Origin of the sequence: Pseudomonas gingeri (assembly GCF_013386115.1) — a bacterium.
Lineage (GTDB): Bacteria > Pseudomonadota > Gammaproteobacteria > Pseudomonadales > Pseudomonadaceae > Aquipseudomonas > Aquipseudomonas gingeri.
This window is the reverse complement of the sequence record NZ_JACAOR010000015.1, coordinates 129,355-151,012: the sequence shown is the minus strand read 5'-3', so window position 1 is coordinate 151,012 and position 21,658 is coordinate 129,355. Positions and strand designations below refer to the sequence as shown.

Annotated in this window: 24 protein-coding genes and 1 tRNA gene; 2 read left to right on the top strand and 23 right to left on the bottom strand. The window is 59.1% G+C overall.

All coding sequences use genetic code 11. The annotated features are described in order from the left end of the window. The 19 genes from HX881_RS30205 to HX881_RS30115 form a co-directional block, all read right to left on the bottom strand. Positions 1–1,561: two-partner secretion domain-containing protein (locus HX881_RS30205; protein WP_177088228.1), on the bottom strand; the 1,561-nt coding region annotated here is incomplete at its 3' end. A gap of 353 nt (positions 1,562–1,914) precedes the next feature. Next, positions 1,915–1,990 (bottom strand) — tRNA-Lys (locus HX881_RS30200). 63 nt (positions 1,991–2,053) lie between these two features. After that, entirely contained in the window at positions 2,054–2,743 is a 690-nt protein-coding gene (gene queC / locus HX881_RS30195; RefSeq protein WP_177088226.1) for a 7-cyano-7-deazaguanine synthase QueC, read from the bottom strand. Position 2,744: 1 nt separating this feature from the next. Further along, positions 2,745–3,392 (bottom strand): 7-carboxy-7-deazaguanine synthase QueE, encoded by a 648-nt coding sequence (gene queE / locus HX881_RS30190; protein WP_042934595.1) that lies wholly within the window; start codon positions 3,390–3,392, stop codon positions 2,745–2,747. A gap of 165 nt (positions 3,393–3,557) precedes the next feature. Then, on the bottom strand, positions 3,558–4,382 hold the full coding sequence (gene ybgF / locus HX881_RS30185; protein WP_177088224.1) for a tol-pal system protein YbgF: 825 nt from the start codon (positions 4,380–4,382) through the stop codon (positions 3,558–3,560). 6 nt (positions 4,383–4,388) lie between these two features. Continuing rightward, positions 4,389–4,886 (bottom strand): peptidoglycan-associated lipoprotein Pal, encoded by a 498-nt coding sequence (pal, locus tag HX881_RS30180; protein WP_083875268.1) that lies wholly within the window; start codon positions 4,884–4,886, stop codon positions 4,389–4,391. Positions 4,887–4,938: 52 nt separating this feature from the next. Further along, the gene (tolB, locus tag HX881_RS30175) at positions 4,939–6,189 is read right to left on the bottom strand and encodes a Tol-Pal system beta propeller repeat protein TolB (RefSeq protein ID WP_370590988.1); all 1,251 of its coding nucleotides are present in this window, start codon (positions 6,187–6,189) and stop codon (positions 4,939–4,941) included. A 47-nt stretch (positions 6,190–6,236) separates the two neighbouring features. After that, on the bottom strand, positions 6,237–7,316 hold the full coding sequence (tolA, locus tag HX881_RS30170) for a cell envelope integrity protein TolA (RefSeq protein ID WP_017124281.1): 1,080 nt from the start codon (positions 7,314–7,316) through the stop codon (positions 6,237–6,239). Beyond that, on the bottom strand, positions 7,316–7,768 hold the full coding sequence (tolR, locus tag HX881_RS30165) for a protein TolR (protein WP_017124282.1): 453 nt from the start codon (positions 7,766–7,768) through the stop codon (positions 7,316–7,318). Before tolR ends, tolA begins: the two co-directional genes overlap by 1 nt. A gap of 14 nt (positions 7,769–7,782) precedes the next feature. Continuing rightward, positions 7,783–8,478: a protein TolQ gene (gene tolQ, locus HX881_RS30160; protein WP_103033137.1), complete on the bottom strand. Its 696-nt coding sequence runs from the start codon at positions 8,476–8,478 to the stop codon at positions 7,783–7,785. Next, positions 8,468–8,935, bottom strand: coding sequence for a tol-pal system-associated acyl-CoA thioesterase (gene ybgC, locus HX881_RS30155; RefSeq protein ID WP_017124283.1), 468 nt, complete (start codon positions 8,933–8,935; stop codon positions 8,468–8,470). Before ybgC ends, tolQ begins: the two co-directional genes overlap by 11 nt. Positions 8,936–9,063: 128 nt before the next feature. After that, the gene (ruvB, locus tag HX881_RS30150) at positions 9,064–10,122 is read right to left on the bottom strand and encodes a Holliday junction branch migration DNA helicase RuvB (RefSeq protein WP_017124284.1); all 1,059 of its coding nucleotides are present in this window, start codon (positions 10,120–10,122) and stop codon (positions 9,064–9,066) included. Then, a complete protein-coding gene (gene ruvA / locus HX881_RS30145) occupies positions 10,123–10,737 on the bottom strand; it encodes a Holliday junction branch migration protein RuvA (RefSeq protein ID WP_017124285.1) in 615 nt (204 codons plus the stop codon). A gap of 114 nt (positions 10,738–10,851) precedes the next feature. After that, positions 10,852–11,376, bottom strand: coding sequence for a crossover junction endodeoxyribonuclease RuvC (ruvC, locus tag HX881_RS30140; protein ID WP_177088222.1), 525 nt, complete (start codon positions 11,374–11,376; stop codon positions 10,852–10,854). Between the two features lie 148 nt (positions 11,377–11,524). Further along, the gene (locus HX881_RS30135) at positions 11,525–12,271 is read right to left on the bottom strand and encodes a YebC/PmpR family DNA-binding transcriptional regulator (RefSeq protein WP_017124287.1); all 747 of its coding nucleotides are present in this window, start codon (positions 12,269–12,271) and stop codon (positions 11,525–11,527) included. A 133-nt stretch (positions 12,272–12,404) separates the two neighbouring features. Continuing rightward, a complete protein-coding gene (aspS, locus tag HX881_RS30130) occupies positions 12,405–14,180 on the bottom strand; it encodes an aspartate--tRNA ligase (RefSeq protein ID WP_177088220.1) in 1,776 nt (591 codons plus the stop codon). 94 nt (positions 14,181–14,274) lie between these two features. After that, positions 14,275–14,496, bottom strand: coding sequence for an FmdB family zinc ribbon protein (locus HX881_RS30125; RefSeq protein WP_003193872.1), 222 nt, complete (start codon positions 14,494–14,496; stop codon positions 14,275–14,277). Positions 14,497–14,707: 211 nt separating this feature from the next. Next, positions 14,708–15,043 carry a ribbon-helix-helix domain-containing protein gene (locus HX881_RS30120; protein WP_042934596.1) on the bottom strand — a complete coding sequence of 112 codons (336 nt, stop codon included), beginning with the start codon at positions 15,041–15,043 and terminating at the stop codon, positions 14,708–14,710. Positions 15,044–15,268: 225 nt separating this feature from the next. Next, positions 15,269–15,739 carry a Dps family protein gene (locus tag HX881_RS30115; RefSeq protein WP_017124291.1) on the bottom strand — a complete coding sequence of 157 codons (471 nt, stop codon included), beginning with the start codon at positions 15,737–15,739 and terminating at the stop codon, positions 15,269–15,271. Between the two features lie 461 nt (positions 15,740–16,200). Between HX881_RS30115 and HX881_RS33030 the strand changes: the two genes are divergently transcribed. Further along, the gene (locus HX881_RS33030; RefSeq protein WP_017124292.1) at positions 16,201–16,803 is read left to right on the top strand and encodes a cold-shock protein; all 603 of its coding nucleotides are present in this window, start codon (positions 16,201–16,203) and stop codon (positions 16,801–16,803) included. A gap of 76 nt (positions 16,804–16,879) precedes the next feature. Here HX881_RS33030 and HX881_RS30105 read toward each other — a convergent pair whose 3' ends face one another. Both HX881_RS30105 and HX881_RS30100 read right to left on the bottom strand, forming a co-directional pair. Next, positions 16,880–17,086: a SlyX family protein gene (locus tag HX881_RS30105; RefSeq protein ID WP_017124293.1), complete on the bottom strand. Its 207-nt coding sequence runs from the start codon at positions 17,084–17,086 to the stop codon at positions 16,880–16,882. Then, positions 17,083–17,514, bottom strand: a complete 432-nt coding sequence (locus HX881_RS30100) for an HIT domain-containing protein (RefSeq protein WP_177088218.1) — start codon at positions 17,512–17,514, stop codon at positions 17,083–17,085. The genes HX881_RS30105 and HX881_RS30100 overlap by 4 nt, the downstream gene beginning before the upstream one ends. A gap of 985 nt (positions 17,515–18,499) precedes the next feature. On the opposite strand from HX881_RS30100, the gene HX881_RS30095 reads away from it, so the two are divergent. Then, positions 18,500–19,864: an OprD family porin gene (locus tag HX881_RS30095; RefSeq protein ID WP_177088216.1), complete on the top strand. Its 1,365-nt coding sequence runs from the start codon at positions 18,500–18,502 to the stop codon at positions 19,862–19,864. A 233-nt stretch (positions 19,865–20,097) separates the two neighbouring features. Here HX881_RS30095 and HX881_RS30090 read toward each other — a convergent pair whose 3' ends face one another. After that, entirely contained in the window at positions 20,098–20,940 is an 843-nt protein-coding gene (locus HX881_RS30090; protein ID WP_017124296.1) for a mechanosensitive ion channel family protein, read from the bottom strand. Between the two features lie 121 nt (positions 20,941–21,061). After that, complete coding sequence (locus HX881_RS30085; protein ID WP_017124297.1) at positions 21,062–21,547, bottom strand: YajQ family cyclic di-GMP-binding protein; 486 nt, start codon at positions 21,545–21,547, stop codon at positions 21,062–21,064. Positions 21,548–21,658 lie beyond the last annotated feature (111 nt).

Genomic DNA, 21,658 nt, shown 5'->3' with positions numbered 1-21,658 from the left:
CCTGATTGTTCACCGCGCCGGTAGCTGTGATGTCGAGGATGTTCTCGGCCATGACCAGGCCGGTGAGGTTATCCATCGAGCCCAGCACCAGCGTGCTGCTGTCCTGGCTGGAGACTTCACCGCCATTGTTGTTCAGGTGCCCCAGGGTGGCGGTCAGTTGGCTGGCGCTGTTGATCAGGCCGCCCTGCCCGTTCAGTGCCTTGTCGGCGGTCAGGTTGAGTTGCGCAGCGCTGAGTACCCGGCCCTTGTTCTGGTTGTCGAGGGTGCCGGCGGTGACCGTGGTCTGGCGCTGGCCGCTCAGGGTGCCGCCCTGGTTGTTCAGGGTTTGTGTGGTGGTAATCGACAGGTCACGGCTGGCAAGGATGGTTTTGCCGGCGTTGTTGAGGTTCTGCACGCTGATGCTGACATCGGCGTCGGTGTTGCGGGTGTTGTCGAGGTTGACCCCGGCTTCGATGATGCCGTTGTTGCTCAACTGGCCGCCGCTGCTCAGCGTGATGCGGTCCTTGGCGACCAGGTTGTTCTGGCTGCTCAGGTCGCCCTGGGTTTGCATGTCCAGGGTGGTGCCGGCGTAGACCGGGCCCTTGGCTTCCAGGCTCTGGGCCTTGACATTGACCGCTCCGCTCGCCGCCGTGTCGACCATGCTCAGATGGCCGTTGGCATCGAGTTGGATATCGCCACCACTGGCGACCATCTTGCCGTCGAGCTTGACCCCGACACCGGCTTCGGTGCCCACCAGCTTGATCGCCCCGGCGTACATGCCGCCCAGCGCCGAGGAGTCGATGGCCAGTTGCGGCGCATTGGCGGGATTGGCCGTGCGGGCGGTGGCCTTCAGCGTTTTGGCATCGACATCGTTGGCGCCGGCAATGATCGCCAGGTTCTTCGCCTGGATCTCGGCATTGAGCCGGGCCGAGCGGGTGATGATTTCGAACTGGTCGATATTGTTGGCGTTAAGCCCGGCGCCTTCGATGGACACGCTGCCCTGGTCGACCTGATAACCCGACACCTGGCCGTTGGTGATCACCGCCTTGCCGGTGGTCAGGGTCGCCTGCGGCGTGTTGATGAAGCCGCAGCCGCTGCAACTGATGCCGTAAGGGTTGGCGACGATCACATGGGCCGACTGCCCCGCCACTTCGGTGTAGCCGCGCAACTGGCTGGGGCTACCGCCGTTGACTTCGTTGAGGATGGTGGTGGCGGCACGACCGTTGAGGTTGCTGTTGCCGAGGATGTAGCCACCCAACTGGGTGCTTTGCAGGTTCTGCGTCGAGTTGTTGAGGATGACCCCGTTGGCGCCGACGTTGTAATCCTTGAATTGGTTGTGCGACAGGCCGCTGGCATTCGGTGCAGCGATATTGACGATAGGTACGCCGTTTGCCGCTTGCCCAAGCGAAGTCCCTGGTGCACTGACCACGATGCCGTTCGCCTGGGCCCACAGCGGCTGCCAGAACATCACGTTCGCCAACAGGAACGCCAGGCCGCGCTTGGGCAGTCCCAGGAAGTGCTCACGTTTTTTCAGGGCCGCAGAAGGTTGACCCGCGAGGAAGGCGAACTGACGGACGTCCATGTGGTGTCTCGATGCGCGAAGGCGTGAAGGAGTTCACAGCGCACAGCCTCGTCATGAAGACGAGTGCAAACAGCCCCGATCCCTCGAAACAAAAGTTGATATCAATATGATGTCACGATGGTAGAGAGACGCATCTCTGGCGTCAACAAATGTTGCACATTGTGTCCATTCAGATACAGGCTGCAGAGCAGACGCACGATGCATCCGCCCATTTGCTGAGAGCAGGCGGGATCCGGAAGTGATACGCAGGAGGATGCGCTAGACAGGGGAAGATCATTCGCTTTGTGGCAGGCAAAAAAAATCCGGAAATCCTCACTTGCGTGGGCTTTCCGGATTTTCTTCTACAACAAATATGGTGGGTCGTGTGGGATTCGAACCTACGACCAATTGGTTAAAAGCCAACTGCTCTACCAACTGAGCTAACGACCCGCTGTGTGGTGGCGCGTATAATACTGATTTCTAACGGGAATTCAACACCTTAAATGAAAAAAATCAAAAATAACGCGTTGGGTCGCTGATTCCGGCTGCTGCGAAGCCTTCTGCACGCAGGCGGCAGCTGTCACATTTCCCACATGCAAAGCCGTTAGCATCCGCCTGATAGCAGGATACGGTCAGCGAATAGTCGACTCCCAGCTTGATCCCGGCCTGGACGATATCGGCCTTGCTCAGGTTCTGCAGCGGGGCCCAGATACGGAAACCATCGCCCTCGACGCCAGCCTTGGTCGCCAGGTTGGCCAGGGTTTCGAAGGCCGCGACGAACTCGGGACGGCAATCCGGGTAACCGGAGTAATCCACCGCGTTCACACCGATAAAGATGTCGCGCGCGCCCAGCACTTCCGCCCAGCCCAGCGCCAGGGACAGGAACACGGTGTTGCGGGCCGGCACGTAGGTCACCGGAATGCCCTCGCCCGGTGTCTCGGGCACATCGATGGAGCTGTCGGTCAGGGCCGAACCACCGATACCGTTGAGGTTCAGGCCGATGACCTTGTGCTCGATCACGCCCTGGTCCCGTGCCACCCGCTCGGCGGCCTGCAACTCGGCGCGGTGACGCTGGCCGTAGTCGAAACTCATGGTGTAGCAGCTGTAGCCCTCGGCGCGCGCCATGGCCACCACGGTCGCCGAATCAAGGCCGCCGGACAGCAGGATTACCGCTTTCTTTTCAGTACTTGCTTGCAGGGTCATATCAACGTCCCGGTTCATCATTCCAAAGATATTTGTGCAACTGCATCTGCAAGCGCACGGGAAGATTGTCCGCCACGATCCAGTCCGCCAGTTCACGCGCCGGCAAATCGTGATGGCTCGGCGAGAACAACACTTCGCCGGCCCGCTTCTCCAGACCGTACTGGATCAGCTTGGACACCGACCAGTCGTAGTCTTCACGGGAACAGATGACGAACTTGACCTGATCGTTGGCGGTCAGCAACTCGATATTCTCGTAGCGGTTGCGATGCGCCTCCCTGGAGCCCGGCGTCTTCAGGTCGACCACGCGGCTGACGCGCGTATCCACCGCCGAGATATCCAGCGAGCCACTGGTTTCCAGGGAAACCTCATAACCGGCGTCACAGAGCCGCTTGAGCAGGGGAATGGCGTTGGGCTGGGCCAGCGGCTCGCCGCCTGTCACGCAGACATAGCGTGGCCGGTAGCCGGCAACCTGGTCGAGGATGCTGTCCAGCGACATCAGCGTGCCGCCGCTGAAAGCGTAGGCGCTGTCGCAGTACTGGCAGCGCAGGGGGCAACCCGTCAGGCGCACGAACACTGTGGGCAGCCCAGCAGTCCGCGTTTCACCCTGTAACGAGTAAAAAACTTCGGTAATTCTCAATGTGTCTTGCATATCCGCCACGGGCGTAACAGCTAAACAGGCTGTCCGCCTCCGTCAGGCACCGCAATGAACCTGCGATCGCATAGTCCAGAGCAGCGTGTTTCATAAAAAAGGGCATCAATTCTAACGAAAAAACCCGCGACAAGCGCGGGTTTCTTGATTCGGGCCTTCAGCACATCACATGCGCTGCAGGTCCCGTTGAGCCAGCTGGGCAGCCGATGTCCCCGGATACTGGGAAACCACCTGCTGCAGAATGCCCTTGACCTTGTCGGTATGACCCAGGCGACGCTCTACGTCAGCCAGCTTGTACAGCGAGTCAGGCACCTTGGCATGCTTGGGATACAACTGGCTGACCTTGGCAAACGCCTGGCCGGCACCTTGCAGGTCACCCTTGGCCAGGTTCACTTCACCCAGCCAGTATTGCGCGTTGCCCGCGTACTGGCTGTTCGGGTATTTGCGCAGGAAAGCGCTGAACGCCTGGCTGGCCTTGTCGAAATCCTTGGCCTTGATCAGGTCGAAGGCGGCGTCGTAGTACAGCTTTTCCTTCGCCGGATCGCCTGGTTCACTGCTGGCCGCAGGGGCCTGAGCAGCAGGTGCAGCACCGGCGGTGGCATTGACATCGCCACCGCTGGAAGAATTATCAGGAGCCGCAGCCGCCGGAGCGCCGCCACTGCCTATGCGCCGGTCAAGATCCTGGTATCGCTCCAGGTTTTCCTGCTTCATGCGCGCTACATCATTTTGCAGAACTTCGATTACGCCCTGTTGCTGCGCAAGTTGTTCCTGCATGCGTTGCAATTGGTTGAACAGTTCGCCCTGTGCCGAGACAGGGGCCGAAACCCCTCCCCCGGCATAGGCGCCGTTCGTACCGTAACCCGCTGGAGGATAACTCCCACCGCCATTGTTATAGCCGGAGTTGTCATCGACCACAGGAACCGCAGCCCACGCCGCAAGCGGCATGAGACTGAGAGCCAATACAGTTACAGCACGACGGCACGTTCGCATGACGAATTACTTACGCAGTTCGACGCGACGGTTTTGAGCCCAGGACTGTTCGTCGTGGCCAGTAGCAACTGGACGCTCTTTACCGTAGGAAACCAGTTCCAGCTGAGCTGGGGAAACACCTTGCAGTACCAGGTAGCGCTGAACGGCTTTCGCACGACGCTCGCCCAGTGCCATGTTGTACTCACGAGTACCACGTTCGTCGGTGTTGCCTTCCAGAACGACGCGAGCGCCGTTGGCTTTCAGGTCCTTGGCGTGAACGTCCAGAGCGCGCATGGCTTCTGGCTTCAGGTCCGAGCTGTCGTATTCGAAGTAGAAGGTGGTGATTGCGCGCAGAGCAGCTTCTTCGCTCAGGGAGCCATCAACAGCACCAGTGTTAGCGCCGTAACCAGCGTTTGGATCAACAGCGCCTTGACCGGCGTTGTCGCCGCCTTTGGACGAGCAACCTACAGCTACAGCCATGGCCAGAGCCAGCGCAGCAAATTTACCAAACTTCAGCATTTCCATCGTGAAACTCCTAATGAACCCCAGTGTGTTAAGTAAAACGTATAGCGCCGCGTCAGTTCAGGTAAGGGGACCAGGAAGGTTCTCTGACTTCGCCTTGTGCGGTAGGAAGCGGGAGCCTTACGCGTCCGTTGATGGACACGAGCATCAAGACTCCCCGGCCCTGCTGGGCGGTGGCGTAGATTACCATGGTGCCGTTGGGCGCGACAGTAGCTGACTCATCAAGGTTGGTGTCTGTAAGGATTTTTACGCTACCGCGCTGCAAATCCTGAGCCGCCACGCGGAAATTGGTGAAGCCATCCTGACGATGGATCATCACCAGCGTTTTTTCATCGGCCGACAGTTTCGGGTTGGCGTTGTAGTTACCGATGAAGGTCACGCGCTCGGCACCACCGCCATTGACGTTGGTCTTGTAGATCTGTGGCTTGCCGCCGCGGTCGGAGGTGAAGTAGATGGTCGAGCCATCCTTGCCCCAGAACGGCTCGGTGTTGATGCCGGGACCGCTGGTCACGCGACTGATCTGACGCGAGGCCAGGTTCATCACGTAGATATCCGGGTTACCGTCCTTGGACAGCACGAACGCCAGGCGCGTGCCATCCGGCGACCAGGCTGGCGCGCCGTTCAGGCCTTCGAAGTTGGTGATCTGCTCACGACGACCGGTGTCGATGTGCTGGACGAAGATCCGCGGACGCTTCTGCTCGAACGAGACATAGGCGATACGCTTGCCGTCCGGCGCAAAACGTGGCGAAAGGATCGGCTCGCGCGATTGCAGCAGGGTCACCGCACGCGCACCGTCGTAGTCCGAACGCTGCAGGGTGTAGCGGGTGTTGTTCACCGAGAAGCGTTCGGCCGTCACGTACAGCATGCGGGTGGAGAACGCACCCTTGATGCCGGTGAGTTTTTCGAACGACTGGTCGGCGATGTAGTGCGACATGTCCCGCAGTTGCTCGGCCGTGCCCGACACGCTGCCGGTCAGCACTTGCTGCTCGGTGGCGACGTTGAACAGCGCGTACTGCACCTGCAGGCGACCGCCCGCAGGAACAATGCTGCCGACCATGATGTACTGGGCGCCCAGGGCCTTCCAGTCACGGTAGATGACTTCGCTGGCCTGGGTCGGCAGGCTGATCATGTTCTGCTTCGGGATCGGCGAGTAGTAACCGGAGTTACGCAGGTCGTCGCCGATAATCTGGGCCATGTCGTCCGGCAGGACGCTGCCGCCCTGCCAACCGAACGGAACCACCGCGATCGGCGTGGCCCGGTCACTGCCACTGGTGACCAGAATGTTCTTTTCATCTGCTACCGCCATCCCTGCCAGGCAGCAGATCACGACAAGCATTCCTCGAAGAAGGTTTCTCACAAGGCTAGATCCTCAGGTGTGAATGTCATCTTGAATGAACGATAAGGAGCGAAGTCGCTCGGTTTCATTCCCTGCATTTCTGTCAAACGACCAATATTCTTGACCGCCGCTACCGCCGATGCGTCAAACGGACCGTCACCACTGGACTTGGCCACCGAGACCGTAGTCACGGTACCGTCCGGCAACATGCCGATCTGCAGCACCACCGTCATCCCTTTACGTGCCGAAGGCGGACGAGCCCAGCCTTCCGCGGCACGGGAGCGAATCAGATCGTCGAAACTGCCCGCGGTTTCATCGCCCTGCTCATCCGCCAGGGCCTGCTGACGCTGCGGCGTATCGGAAAGCAAATCGGCCAGGGCTTGCGCCTTCTTCTCTTCGGCGGATTTACGCGCGGCGTCCTGCGACTTTTTCTTCGCCGCATCGGCTGCTGCTTTCTTCTTCGCGTCTTCGGCGACTTTCTTCTTCGCCTCTTCAGCTTCAGCTTTCTTCTTGGCGTCTTCCGCGGCTTTCTTCTTCGCGTCTTCGACTATCTTTTTCTTCGCTTCGTCAGCGGCCTTTTTCTTGGCCTCTTCTTCAGCGGCCTGCTTGGCTTCTTCTTCGGCTTTCTTCTTGGCTATATCAGCCAATTGTTTCTCTTCAGCCTTTTTCGCTTCGGCAGCCTTCTTCGCGTCGTCGGCTTTCTTGGCTTCGTCAGCCTTCTTCGCCTCATCCGCTTTCTTGGCTTCGTCAGCCTTTTTCGCTTCTTCGGCCTTTTGAGCCGCCTCTTCTTTCTTTTGTTCCGCTGCCTTTATCGCTTCCTGCTCGACCTTCTTCTGTTCCATCTGCTCGACTTCGGTCTGGCGCGCGGCGGATTTCTTCGCCTCACCCGCAATCTTCTGATTGGTCTGGGTGGTTGCCTGACTTTTCGATTTCAGCTGGTACAGGGTCGCCTGGACGATCGGCTTGGCCGGCGGCAGTTCCGGAGTCATGGCGAAGCTGGCGAACAGCATGCCAAAAATCAGGACGTGCAGGCCTATCGCCCAGACGCTGGGCCAGAAGTAGCTTTCCGAGGCGGACGGCTCTCGCTGTTGGTGCATCAGGGCGCCTCGGTAATCAAGCCAACATTACCGACCCCAGCTTTCTGCAGACCGCCCATGGCACCCATGACGGCGCCGTAGTCGACGGTCTTGTCGCCACGAATGAAGACCTGGGTATGCTTGCCGCCTTCGTTGCCGGCGCGAATGATCTTGGTCACGGCGTCGGTCATCTGCGGCAAGGTCATGGCCTTGTCCTGCTGCTTTTCGGTGTCGACTTCACTGCCAAGGTTCCAGTAGTAGGTCTTGTCAGCCTTGATCGAAATGGTCAGGACCTGGGTGTTGTTGTCCTGCGGCAAGGCTTCGCTGGAAACCTTGGGCAGATCGACTTTCACACCCTGGTTGAGCATCGGTGCGGTAACCATGAAGATAACCAGCAATACCAACATCACGTCGATGTATGGCACCACGTTCATCTCGGCAACCGGCTTGCGTTTGTGGCGAACTCGGGCCATGGGGATTTACCTGCTCACTCTTCGCTGGTGTGCACTTTACGGTGCAGGATCGCCTGGAACTCGTCGGCGAAGGTGTAGTAACGGCTGATCAGCGTTTCACCGCGGGCGGCGAAGCGGTTGTAGGCGATAACCGCCGGGATCGCCGCGAACAGGCCGATCGCCGTGGCCACCAGGGCCTCGGAGATACCCGGTGCCACGGTGGCGAGGGTCGCCTGCTGGGCAGTCGCCAGGCCGCGGAAGGAGTTCATGATCCCCCAGACGGTGCCGAACAGGCCGATATACGGGCTGACGGAACCCACGGTCGCGAGGAACGGCAAGCTCTGCTCGAGCTTTTCTTCTTCACGGGAAATGGCGACGCGCATGGCACGGGACACACCTTCCATGACCGCTTCCGGATCGACACCCGGTTGCTGGCGCAGGCGGGAGAACTCCTTGAAGCCGGCGCGGAAGATCTGCTCGACACCCGAATCCGGATCCGGGTTGCTGCCGGCCTGACGGTACAGCTTGGACAGGTCGATACCTGACCAGAAGCGCTCCTCGAAGCTCTCCAGGGCGCGACGACCGGCGCGCAGCAGGTTGCTGCGCTGGAAAATCATGATCCACGAGGTGACTGAGGCAGCCACCAGGATCAGCATGACCAATTGCACCACGATGCTGGCATTGCTGACCAAGCTCCACATGGAGGAATGGTCGACGACGTTAGCTTCCACGCTTTATCTCCTGCTCTAAGTGAGTACCCGCGCCGCTTGAGTCGGCAAAGGCCGACCGCAAGGCTTCTGGAATGGCCCGGGGTTTCAAACTGTCGGCGCGTACACACGCCACCAGAAACTGCCCTTCGCAGAGCAGCGTTAAATCCGTTGCCCGCCGAACCTGCTGCTTGAAACGCAGGCTCGCACGGTTCAATTCAATGACATCCGCGCTGATCAACAGCTCGTCGTCCAGTCGCGCCGGCACGTGGTAACGCGCTTCGCTGGAATGCACGACGAACAACAGGTTCTCCCCCACCAGCTCGGATTGGGCAAAGCCCAGCTCCCTCAGCCGCTCGGTTCGAGCCCGCTCCATGAACTTAAGGTAATTAACGTAATACACGATGCCGCCGGCATCGGTGTCCTCGTAATAAACGCGACAGCGATGTGCGAACGACTGAACCCCGTTTTGCGCGCGCATACTCTAGTGCTTACTCCTCAGGTTGCCAATCCGGCCAGGCAACTGTTTTTCATACTTTTGCATGAAGATTCGTGACACGTGCCCTTCGGACAACGCAAACACCGAATAAATCAGCCCCTGTCCCGTCTTTACTCATCCAGCGCATCCAGAAACTCGTCTGCCACGGGCATTTCACCCAGGCGCGAGGGAATGTTCAAACCGAAGTGCAGGTACGCATGCCGGGTGACCACGCGACCACGGGGGGTGCGCATGATATAGCCCTGCTGGATCAGGTAGGGCTCGAGCACATCCTCGATCGTGTGTCGCTCCTCGCTGATCGCCGCCGCCAGGCTGTCCACGCCCACCGGGCCACCGTCGAACTTCTCGATCATGGTCAGCAACAGGCGCCGATCCTGATGATCGAAACCGTGTTCGTCGACATCCAGCAGGTTCAACGCCAGGTCCGCGACCGCCTTGGTGATATGCCCCTTGGCCCGCACCTCGGCGAAATCACGGACCCGCCGCAGCAGCCGGTTGGCGATCCGCGGCGTACCGCGGGCACGCCGGGCGATCTCGAAGGCACCGTCGGGATCCAGCGGCAACCCGAGGATCCCCGCCGAACGACTGACGATGGTCGCCAGATCCGCGGTGCTATAGAACTCAAGACGCTGCACGATACCGAAGCGGTCACGCAACGGGTTGGTCAACATCCCCGCACGGGTGGTCGCGCCGACCAGGGTGAACGGCGGCAGATCCAGCTTGATCGAGCGCGCGGCCGGGCCCTCGCCGATCATGATGTCGAGCTGGAAGTCTTCCATGGCCGGATACAACACCTCCTCGACGATAGGCGACAGGCGGTGGATTTCGTCGATGAACAGCACATCATGGGGCTCGAGGTTGGTCAGCAGCGCCGCCAGGTCCCCCGCCCGTTCGAGCACCGGTCCGGAAGTGCTCTTGATCGACACGCCCATTTCCTGGGCAATGATATTGGCCAGGGTGGTCTTGCCCAACCCCGGCGGCCCGAAGATCAGGGTGTGGTCGAGGGATTCGTTGCGACCGCGGGCGGCCTGGATAAACAGCTCCATCTGCTCCTTGACCGTGGGCTGACCGATGTACTCGGCCAGGCTCAACGGACGAATCGCCCGGTCCTGGACCTCCTCGCGGTCACGCCCGCTGGAAGCGGCTATCAAACGATCGGCTTCAATCACTTAAATCATTCCCTTCAGGGCGCGACGAATCATATCTTCGCTGCTCAAGCCTTTCTCTTTGATGGCAGACACGGCCTTGCTGGCTTCCTGTGGCTTGTAGCCCAGGGAAATCAGCGCGCTGACCGCATCGGTCTCGGCGCTGGCGACCGGCACCGGCGGCGCACCGTCCGGCTGGTTCGGTACCAGGGCAAACATGCTAGGCACGGTCTCCCAGGCCTTGAAACGGTCCTTGAGCTCGACCAGCAGGCGCTCGGCGGTCTTCTTGCCCACCCCCGGCACCTTGACCAACGCCGAGGTGTCCTGGGCCGACACACAGCGCACCAGCTCATCGACCTCCAGGCTGGACATCAACGCCAGCGCCAGCTTGGGCCCGACACCATTGAGGCGGATCAGCTCGCGAAAGAAGTCGCGCTCACGCTTGCCGACAAAGCCATAGAGTAACTGGGCATCCTCGCGCACGACCAAATGGGTGTGCAGCGTCAGCGGTTCGCCGACCGACGGCAGACGATAGAGCGTGGTCATCGGGACCTCCAGCTCATAGCCGAGGCCATTCACATCCAGGATAAGGTGCGGTGGCTGTTTTTCAGCCAGGGTGCCGCGCAAGCGTCCAATCACGTATCAGATCCTTGTTTCCGGCCAGGCCGGGGGCTGATGAACAGAACGATAGACCTGCCATCATCCGGCAAGACACTCTATCGGCAAGCAAAATTGTTTAAGCTGATGATGCTATCAGAGACGCAGGCGACCGCCACGGGTCCGTGCCGCCCCCAATCCATGGGGCAACAGGCTCGAACGCGTGTGCGCATGGCACAAGGCGATCGCCAGGGCATCCGAGGCGTCAACCTGTGGCTTGCTGGTCAATTTGAGCAGGTGCATCACCATCATCATCACCTGTTCCTTGTTGGCGCCGCCCGTACCGGCCACCGCCTGCTTGACCTGGGTCGCCGTGTACTCGGCAATCTCCAGGTTCTCCTCGGCACCGGCGACAATCGCCGCGCCGCGCGCCTGGCCGAGCTTGAGCGCCGAATCGGCGTTCTTTGCCATGAACACCTTTTCGATGCCCATGGTCACCGGGCCATAGGTCTGGATCACCTCGCGCACGCTGCGGTAGACCACCTGCAAGCGCTCATGCAGCTCGCCGCTGCCGGTGCGGATGCAGCCCGAGGCCACATAGACACAGCCACGCCCGGTGTCGCGGACCACACCGTAACCGGTAATCCGCGAACCCGGGTCGATACCAAGAATAAGAGTCATAACGCCTGCGGTTTGATCGAGAAAGCCTGCCAATGACGCGCAGTATCTACTGTATATGCATGCAGGTCGATAGAGTGCTGCCCAGAGGACACCCGCCCCTCCCCGCGGCAACCGGAGAATGCCCCTGCCACGCAGGGGCATGTGTCGCTCAGCCGAGCTGTTCCAGCACGGCCTCGGGAATCTCCGCGTTGGAATAGACGTTTTGCACGTCATCCAGGTCTTCGAGCATATCGATCATCTTCAGGACCTTTTCCGCGCCCTCGAGATCGAGTTCGGCACTGGTGGTCGGCAGCATGACGATTTCCGCGTCACCAGCCTTGAACCCGGCCGCCTCCAGGGCGTTGCGCACCGCGTAGAAGCCGGCAAACGAGGTGAAGACATCAATGGAGCCGTCTTCGTTGGTCACCACGTCATCGGCATCGGCCTCCATCGCGGCTTCCATCAGGGCATCCTCGTCGACGCCCGGGGCAAAGGAGATCTGCCCCTTGCGTTCGAACAGATAGGCCACGGAGCCATCGGTGCCGAGGTTGCCGCCACACTTGCTGAAAGCATGACGCACGGCAGCGGCGGTGCGGTTGCGGTTATCGGTCATGCATTCGACCATGACCGCCACACCGCCCGGACCATAGCCTTCATAGCTCAGCTCGACCATGTCATCGGTGTCGGCGGCACCGGCACCACGGGCGACGGCACGATCGATGATGTCACGACTCATGTTCGCGCCCAGGGCCTTGTCCAGGGCCAGGCGCAGACGTGGGTTGGAGCCCGGCTCAGCACCACCCTGGCGGGCAGCAACGGTCAGCTCGCGAATCCACTTGGTGAAGATCTTGCCCTTCTTGGCATCCTGACGTTCTTTGCGGTGCTTGATGTTCGCCCACTTGGAATGACCCGCCATAACTCGCTCCGGTGCTCTTTGAAAGATTGCCTTGAAACATTGCCCGCCACGCAGTCGGCGCCGGCCGGCAAACAGAATTTTCGACCTGTATAAAAGAAAGGGCGCATCCGAGGATGCGCCCGCCAGGACCGGGTTACTCGGCCTTGGGTGTTTCGCGCAGGCGGATATGCAGCTCGCGCAGTGCCTTGGCGTCCACCAGGCCCGGTGCCTGGGTCATGACACAGGCCGCGCTCTGGGTTTTCGGGAAGGCGATCACTTCGCGGATCGACTGGGCACCGGTCATCAGCATCACCAGGCGGTCGAGACCGAAGGCCAGGCCACCGTGGGGTGGAGCACCGTACTTCAGTGCATCGAGCAGGAAGCCGAACTTCTCTTCCTGTTCCGCTTCGCTGATACCCAGCAGGCGGAATACCGCCTGTTGCATTTCCTTGCGATGGATACGGATCGAACCGCCACCCAGCTCGGTGCCGTTCAGGACCATGTCGTAGGCGCGGGACAACGCGGTGGCCGGGTTGGCCTCCAACTCTTCCGGCGAGCACTTCGGCGCGGTGAACGGGTGATGCAGGGCGGTGAAGCTGCCGTCTTCGTTCTCTTCGAACATCGGGAAGTCGACGACCCACATCGGCGCCCACTGGCTGGTCAGCAACTCGAGGTCATGACCGACCTTGATCCGCAGCGCGCCCAGGGCCTCGCTGACGATCTTGGACTTGTCGGCACCGAAGAACACGATATCGCCATCGACCGCACCGACGCGATCGAGGATCACGTTGAGGTTGGCCTCGGGGATGTTCTTGACGATCGGCGACTGCAAGCCTTCCACGCCCTTGGCGCGCTCGTTGACCTTGATGTACGCCAGGCCCTTGGCACCGTAGATGCCGACGAACTTGGTGTAGTCGTCGATCTTGCTGCGCGGCATGCTCGCCGCACCCGGCACGCGCAAGGCTGCCACACGGCATTTCGGGTCGTTGGCCGGACCGCTGAACACCTTGAATTCGACATCCTTGAGCTGGTCGGCAACGTCCACCAGTTCCAGCGGGATACGCAGGTCCGGCTTGTCGGAGCCGTAGCGACGCATGGCCTCGTCCCAGGTCATGTGCGGGAATTCGCCGAATTCCAGATCCAGCACTTCCTTGAACAGGTTGCGGATCATGCCTTCGGTCAGCCCCATGATGTCTTTTTCATCGAGGAAACTGGTCTCGATGTCGATCTGGGTGAATTCCGGCTGGCGGTCGGCACGCAGGTCTTCGTCGCGGAAGCACTTGGCGATCTGGTAGTAACGGTCGAAACCGGCCACCATCAGCAGTTGCTTGAACAGCTGTGGCGACTGTGGCAGGGCGAAGAAGCTGCCGGGGTGGGTACGGCTCGGTACCAGGTAGTCGCGGGCGCCTTCCGGAGTCGCACGGGTCAGGATCGGCGTCTCGACGTCGAGGAAGCCGTTTTCGTCCAGGTAACGACGAATGCTGGTGGTCATGCGCGAACGCAGGCGCAGCTTCTCGGCCATTTCCGGGCGACGCAGGTCGATAAAGCGATAGCGCAGGCGGGTTTCCTCGCCGACATCGGAGTACTCGTTGAGCGGGAACGGCGGGGTTTCCGCTTCGTTCAGCACTTCCAGCTCGTAGCCCAGCACTTCGATTGCACCGGAAGCCATGTTGGCGTTGCCGGCACCGGCCGGACGCAGGCGCACCTTGCCGGTGATCTTCACCACGTATTCACTGCGCACGCGATCGGCGGCGGCAAAGGTGTCGGCGCGATCCGGATCGAAGACCACCTGGGCCAGACCTTCGCGGTCACGGATATCGAGGAAAATCACCCCGCCATGGTCGCGACGACGGTGGACCCATCCGCAAAGGGTGACTTCCTGGCCTTCCAGGCTCTCGTTCAGTTGGCCGCAATAATGGCTGCGCATCATGGTCGTGGTTTCACTTCTCGTAATTCGAATTCGGTGGAGGTCTTGCGTACTGTAGTGCCTGTAGCGCGCAAGAGCCCGCTCGTGTGACTCATTTTCAGTCGGCTTTGTCGCCACCGGCCAGGTTTTTCTTGGCACCGGTCTTGAAATCGGTTTCGTACCAGCCGCTGCCGCTGAGGCGGAAGCCGGGCATCGAAAGCATCTTTTTCAATTCTGGCGCCTGGCAAGCAGGGCAATCGACCAGAGGGGCGGCGCTGATTTTCTGAATGGCTTCCAACTGATGACCACAGGAAGCGCATTGGTAGTCGTACATGGGCATGGGGCGTCTCGACAATCAGATAACGACATCACTGCTGCCCGAGCCCAGAGTCGGGCCATGCAGCAAAGAGCGGGATTATATCTGTTAAATCGAGGCTTTGCAGCCGTATGACCGGCCATCCCGCTCAGCGTATCCAGCGACCGCCGACGGGCGCCGCCTTTCAGGACCTTCGACGACCGACAGTCCGACCGGGGGCGCCGCTCCCCCGCCATCACGCCGAACGGTGCAAACCACCCAGGGTCAGGAGGTGCACCATGCACACGACACGAATCAAGCCACTGAAGTTCTTCACCCCCCCATAGCGAAGATGAACCTCCATATCGACGTTGGACAGCAGCGCATTGACCGTGCACTGGTTGATACCGGCCATATCGGCCAGTACTTTCCAGTACACCTCCTCCAGGCGCAAACAGGTTGCAAATCCATTCAGGCGCACCGACCGCGAAACCGGCTTTGCCAATCCGATATCAAACTCCAGCAACATGGGATCCGTCCTGGTTTTACGAAACAAACCAGCCTCCCCCCCACACTGACTTAACTGAACCATCTTCCTCGCACTCCGTCGCCACATGTCCTTGAATAAGGACATTCCTGGAAAATCTCTCTCACATAAAACATTAAGTAAAAGTTCTTATCCAGCGGACCGAACCATGACAACTGTAGGATGATGCGACGAGAAAATGCAGAACCACGATATTGCGCGGCAGGAACGGAACAGCAGGCCCGGCAATCGCACGAATGAAGCCCCGTGGGCCTCATCCGTGCCCCTGCCTCAGCCCTCCAGCAGCGCCCGCAGCATCCAGGCGGTTTTCTCATGCACCTGCATACGCTGGGTCAACAGGTCGGCGGTCGGCTCATCGCTGACTTTATCCAGAAGCGGAAATATGCCACGTGCCGTACGGGTAACGGCTTCCTGCCCCTGCACCAACTGCTTGATCATTTCCTCGGCACTCGGAACACCTTCTTCTTCCTTGATCGAAGACAACCGTGCATAAGTTGAATAAGTACCCGGCGCCGGAAATCCAAGTGCCCTGATTCGCTCCGCAATCAGATCCACCGCCAGGGCCAGTTCATTGTATTGTTCTTCAAACATCAAGTGCAGGGTCCGAAACATCGGGCCGCTGACATTCCAGTGGAAGTTGTGGGTCTTCAGATAAAGTACATAGGTATCCGACAACAGGCGGGAAAGCCCCTCGACAATGGACTTGCGATCCGCTTCGCTGATACCGATATCAATAGCCATATGCATCCCCTTGATGTGATTGAGATCACCCTTGAAGGTGTAGGACCACTCTAGCAAGAGTCCGCACGGCATGCAGCCCGCACGCCACGATCCACCTGCGACAAATCCGCCACACCTGCCAGCCTGATACCTGCGAAAGCGAAGGAAAAAACCGGGCTCGCCGGCCTTCACCTTGAAACATCTCGGATCAACGGCCTGCAAACGTCTAGATCAGGCCTCTCCCCGCCCCTTGGGCAATCACGACCGGCATTCACCCGCAATGCCACCGATAGTAGGCCAAGCCACTGATTTGAGAAGGTTCGGGCTTTGCTGTTAAATAGAGTCTGTGTCGTCGCAACCCCATTTTCTGGGCGCGGCGCATAGGCTGATTGGCGCGCGTGCTCACCGCCTCACCTTTTTTCAGAAGCGAACCGGGTGCCTTCAGCTCTTCCTTGCGATCTATCTTGAGTGAGTTAATCAAAATGTTGAAAATCGTCCATCTGCTAACGGGCGCTGTCGCCCTGCTGCTGTCCTTTATACCCAGCCTGCGATCCGAAGCCCTGCCTTACCTGCAACAACCCGATGCGCTTTACCTGGCATTCTTCGGCTTGCTCAACCTCATCCTCGCTCCGGTCATTCCCTACTGGAACAAGGGTCCACGCCACCAATTGCAAAACCTTGTCAGCGCCTTGCTGATCCTCGCGGTTGTCCTGCAAATCCTGGTACTGCTCGCCCCCCTGCCGATGGTCGCAGGCCAACCCGCCGTACTGCTGAGCCTGGCAGCCGCGGTGATAGCCGTGCTTCTGCACCTGGTCGTGAGTTTCTACAGGTCCTCGCCCGCCGCGGCTTCCCACAACTACGACATGACCAACCGCGATACCGGCACCGTGAAGTGGTTCAATACCTCCAAGGGTTTCGGCTTTATCTCGCGGGACTCCGGTGACGATATTTTCGTGCACTTCCGCGCCATTCGTGGCGAAGGCCACCGCGTCCTGGTCGAAGGACAGCGCGTGGAGTTCTCGGTGATGAACCGCGACAAGGGCCTGCAGGCCGAAGATGTGATCGCCGCCTCGCCGCGTCGCTGATTCCCGCCTGAAAAAAAACCGCGACGCCATTTGACGGCTCGCGGTTTTTTTACGCCTGCTGGCTGCGCTCCCTCCCTCAATAGTGTGGCGGCGGGGCCTCCTCTTCGGAAGACTCGAACTGCCCCATCATTTCTTCATGACGTTTGAGCAGGGCCGCCATCTGCAGTTGCAGACGTTCCACCACTCGCTGCTGTACCACCAGCACATCGTTCAGCGACTGGATGGTGTCATCCTGAAAGGCCAGACGGGTCTCCAGTTCCGTCACGCGCTCCTCGAGGCTCATGATTGCGCCTGCACATAGGAGAAACCCTCGGCCAGGGCCACGCCCAACTGCTGGCGAATCACACTGACCTGCGCATCACTGTAGGGCTGTGCCGGATGCTTGCCCCAGACCGGGGCGGGCCAGGCGGCGTCGCTCTGCCGACGAACGATGACATGCATATGCAGTTGGCCGACCACATTGCCCAGCGCCGCGACATTCATCTTGTCCGCCTCGAAAGTATCCTTGAGCACCCGCGCCAGCTCGGTGGTTTCACGCCACAACTGTTCCTGGTCCGCCGCCTCCAGTTGAAACAGCTCACTGATGTCCGCGCGCCGGGGCACAAGAATGAACCAGGGATAATTCGAATCATTGGATAACAGCAGACGACACAACGGAAAGTCGCCCATCGGCAAAGTGTCTTGTTGAAGACGCGAATCGAGAACGAACACCGTAAACACTCCTGCTTGACTGATTTTCCTGCCAGGGCGACGACTCGACCGCGCCTTCGCCCGGCCACATGCGATGAGGATACCCGCCTTCGGCCTCCAGTTCACTGCAAGCCGGCCGGAGAGCGGCAAACGGACGATCATCTTCTCTCCGCGCCAAAATGAAACACCTGGAAACGCTACGCACCATTTCGGGCACAGAACGACCCTTTCTCATTCAGAAAGACGTAAAAAAGCCTTTCTTATAATCAAAACGTCATCTTTTCCTGAAAACCTTCCCTGACCTGCAATGCCGACTCGACCTGAGCCGATCGCCAGAAAGCACGAACGGAAACGACTGACTGTACGAACAGAAACAGCCTACAGTCACTTTTGCACCAAAACTGCACAGAGCGACTACTATCGGTGCATGTTCTACCCGCCGATTAACCCATTGGCGGTGTGGACCGGTAACGTTTTCAGCTTTCTGCACGTAATCAATGGATTAGCAGCACAAGGAAAAGTGATACGTCAAGCACCATGAGAAACCGGCTTCGCCCCTGCTCTCATGAGGGTTTCAGCGCGACGGGACGGTCAGGAAAATATTTTCTGGTTTTTTTTGAACTTTGTGCATGCTTGTTGCATTACCCCTTGCATAGTCGCTACAGAGGGCCTGATCGGACGCTGAAGCTCCCGCGACACGGTAACAACGCAAGACGGTGCGACCATGGACAGTTAAATGCTTGAACATGGGGCTTTCTTATCTATGCTCAGGCGTTCGACAACAGCGCTGAAGTTGTACAGCCGATACGAAAAGGCTGTGAATTTGCGACATGGACCGAGCTTTTTGCGACACGCTCGTAAAGAAGCCGCAAGGATAGGTGAGCAAGTATCGCCAACAATGTCAGCGTGATATAAGTTTGCGCCGACACAAAAAGAAAGAGCCGCCCAGACAAAAATACAGGTGGGACGGCAGTACTCTTCCTAAAAACCAAAGGAGCAAATCACGATGCGCGTGATGAAGTGGAGCATGATCGCCCTGGCTGTTTCCGCAGCAGGCACTCAATTGGCAATGGCTGAACCTTTTGTTACCGACCAGGCTGATGCCAAGGGTTTTGTTGAAGGTGCTTCGGCTGGCGTGGTTCTGAAGAACTATTACTTCAACCGTGACAAGAAAGACCATACCGAAGACTCGATCGACTGGACCCAGGGCATTCTGGGCAAGTTCAGCTCGGGCTACACTCAGGGTCAGGTTGGCGTAAAGGTTGAAGGCTTCGGCGACGCCGGCTTCAAGCTTGACGGTACTGACGATCAGGCCGGTTCCCAGAACCTGAGCCGCAAAGCCAACGGCGAGAACAACAACAGCTTCGGCAAAGCCGGTGCAGCAGTTGCTGTACGCGTCTCCAAGACCGAACTGAAGTTCGGTGACCAGCAGCCTAGCACTGCTCCTGTCTTCGCCCTGGGCGGCAGCCGTCTGTTCCAACAGACCGCTCGTGGTTTCCAACTGCAGAGCAGCGAAATCAAAGACCTCGATCTGGAAGCAGGTCACTTCTACGCTGGCAGCAGCCAGGACCAGACTGCAATGGACCAGCAGTTGCGCGCCACCTACGCCGGTAAAATCGGTCTGGGCAAAGCCAACGCCGGTGCAAACCTCGACGTCAAGAGCGCCGACTACCTGGGTGGCAAATACGCCATCAACGAGAACCTGACCGCGTCCCTGTACGGCGCCAAGCTCAAGGATCTCTGGAACCAGTACTACGCCAACGTCAACTACACCCTGCCATTGGCTGAAAAACAGTCGTTGAACTTCGACTTCAACATCTATCGCACAACCGACACCGGCTCTTCGCTGGCAGGTGACATCGACAACACCGCTTTCTCGTTCGCGACTGCCTATTCCTTCCTGAATGCACACACCGTTACCGTGGCATTCCAGAAAGTACGTGGCGACACCCCGTTCGACTACGTCGGTGTGGGTGACCGCAGCAACCGTGGCGGCGACTCGATTTTCCTCGCCAACTCCATCCAGTACTCCGACTTCAACGGTCCGGGTGAGAAGTCCTGGCAAGTACGTTACGACCTGAAAATGGCCGAGTACGGCATCCCAGGCCTGAGCTTCATGGCTCGTAACATCCACGGTACCGGCATCGACGGCACCCACGCCGACGTTGATGGTTCCTATGTCGGTGCATACGGCAAAGATGGTCGCCACTTCGAAACCAACGTGGAAGCCAAGTATGTCGTTCAGGCTGGCCCTCTCAAGGATCTGTCCTTCCGTGCACGTCAAGCCTGGCACCGCGCCAATACTGCTGAAGGCGAAGGCGATATCAACGAGTTCCGCCTGATCACCGAATACCCGATCAACATCTTGTAATCGTGTGATACTCGCAACACTCGCTTGAACAAAGGCCCATCCTGGTGATGGGCCTTTTTTATTGCCCTGGTTTTAGTAACGCGCGAACTTTGATAGCAAACTAATAAGTAGCCAGCATCCAATTTACCAACAACTACCCCACTGATCGACGGCCACAAAAAAGGGGCCATCAATCGGCCCCTTGGTTTGTCACTGAATACCTGACCACTGCGCCAGGTAACAATGCACTTGTCTTACTTCGCCGCGGTTTCCTGCATCACCCGGATAACCCGCTGCGGAAACGGAATATCGATCCCCGCGTCCTTGAGACGATCCCGCGCATGTTCGTTGAACATGAACATCAGGTCCCAGTAATCGGCAGTCTTCACCCATACTCGCAGGGAAACGGTGATAGAGCTGTCGCCCAGCGCCGAAATCACCGCCGCGGGGGCCGGGTCAGCCAGGACGCGCTCATCCTTGGCCAGATCCAGCAATACCTGGCGAGCCTTCTGCAGGTCAGCCTCGTAATCGACACCGACATCGAACACCACCTTGCGGGTGGCCTGGCGGTTGGCGTTGGTGATGATGCCGTTCGACAGGTTGCCGTTGGGCACGATCACCGTCTGGTTGTCACCCGTACGCAGGATGGTGTGGAAAATCTGGATGCTGTCGACTGTCCCGGTAATGCCTTGCGCGGTGATCGTGTCACCAATGCGGAACGGCCGGAACATCAGGATCAGCACGCCACCGGCAAAGTTCGCCAGGCTGCCCTGCAATGCCAGGCCAATGGCCAGGCCCGCGGCACCGATAGCCGCGACAAATGACGTGGTTGCCACGCCAATCATCGAGGCCACACTGATGCTGAGCAGGATCTTCAGGGCAATATTTGCCAGGCTGCTGATAAAGCCTTGCAGCGCCAGATCGGCGTTGCGCAACGCCAGCAACTTGCCGATCTTGCCCGTCAGCTTGTTGATCAGCCACCAGCCCACGGCCAGGGTAACCACCGCCAGCAGCACACGGCTGCCATATTCCATGATCATCGGAATCCAGGCCTCGGAGGCCTTGATGAGATGATCCACTTCCGCATTCAGATCCATTGTTCTCTCCTGTTACCGTACGATCGCCCGGCGAAACGATTGCGCCTTGAACACCCAACCGTTTCGCCGTGCCTGGGCCCTCCGACGCCGATAACTTCCAGAGGTTCCCTGACAGGCTGGATCAGTCGCGGAAGTTGTTGAATTGCAGCGGCAGGTCGAATTCCTTGGCACGCAGGTTGGCAATGGCTTCCTGCAGGTCGTCACGCTTCTTGCCGGTCACCCGTACCTGTTCGCCCTGGATCGCCGCCTGTACTTTCAGCTTGGCGTCCTTGATATGGGCGACGATCTTCTTCGCCATTTCCTTGTCGATGCCTTCCTTCAAGGTCGCTTCCTGCTTCATCAGCTTGCCGGATGCATAGGCGTCCTTGACCTCAAGGCACTTCACGTCGATCTTGCGCTTGGCCAGGGCCAGCTTCAGGATCTCGATCATCGCCTCCAGCTGGAACTCGGCCTCGGCGGTCAGGTTGACCGCCAGGTCCTTTTCCTTGAATTCGAAGCTGCCCTTGCCCTTCAGGTCATAGCGACGATCCAGCTCCTTGACGGCGTTCTCGACGGCGTTGGTGACTTCGTGTTTGTCCAGTTCGGATACCACGTCGAACGACGGCATGTCATTTCTCCAAAATAAGGTCGGCGCAGCTCGATACCGATGGAGCGCGCCTGGTTTGACGGTTAAAATCCGCGAGCATTATAACGGTTCTTCCCACTCATTCACTTGCGA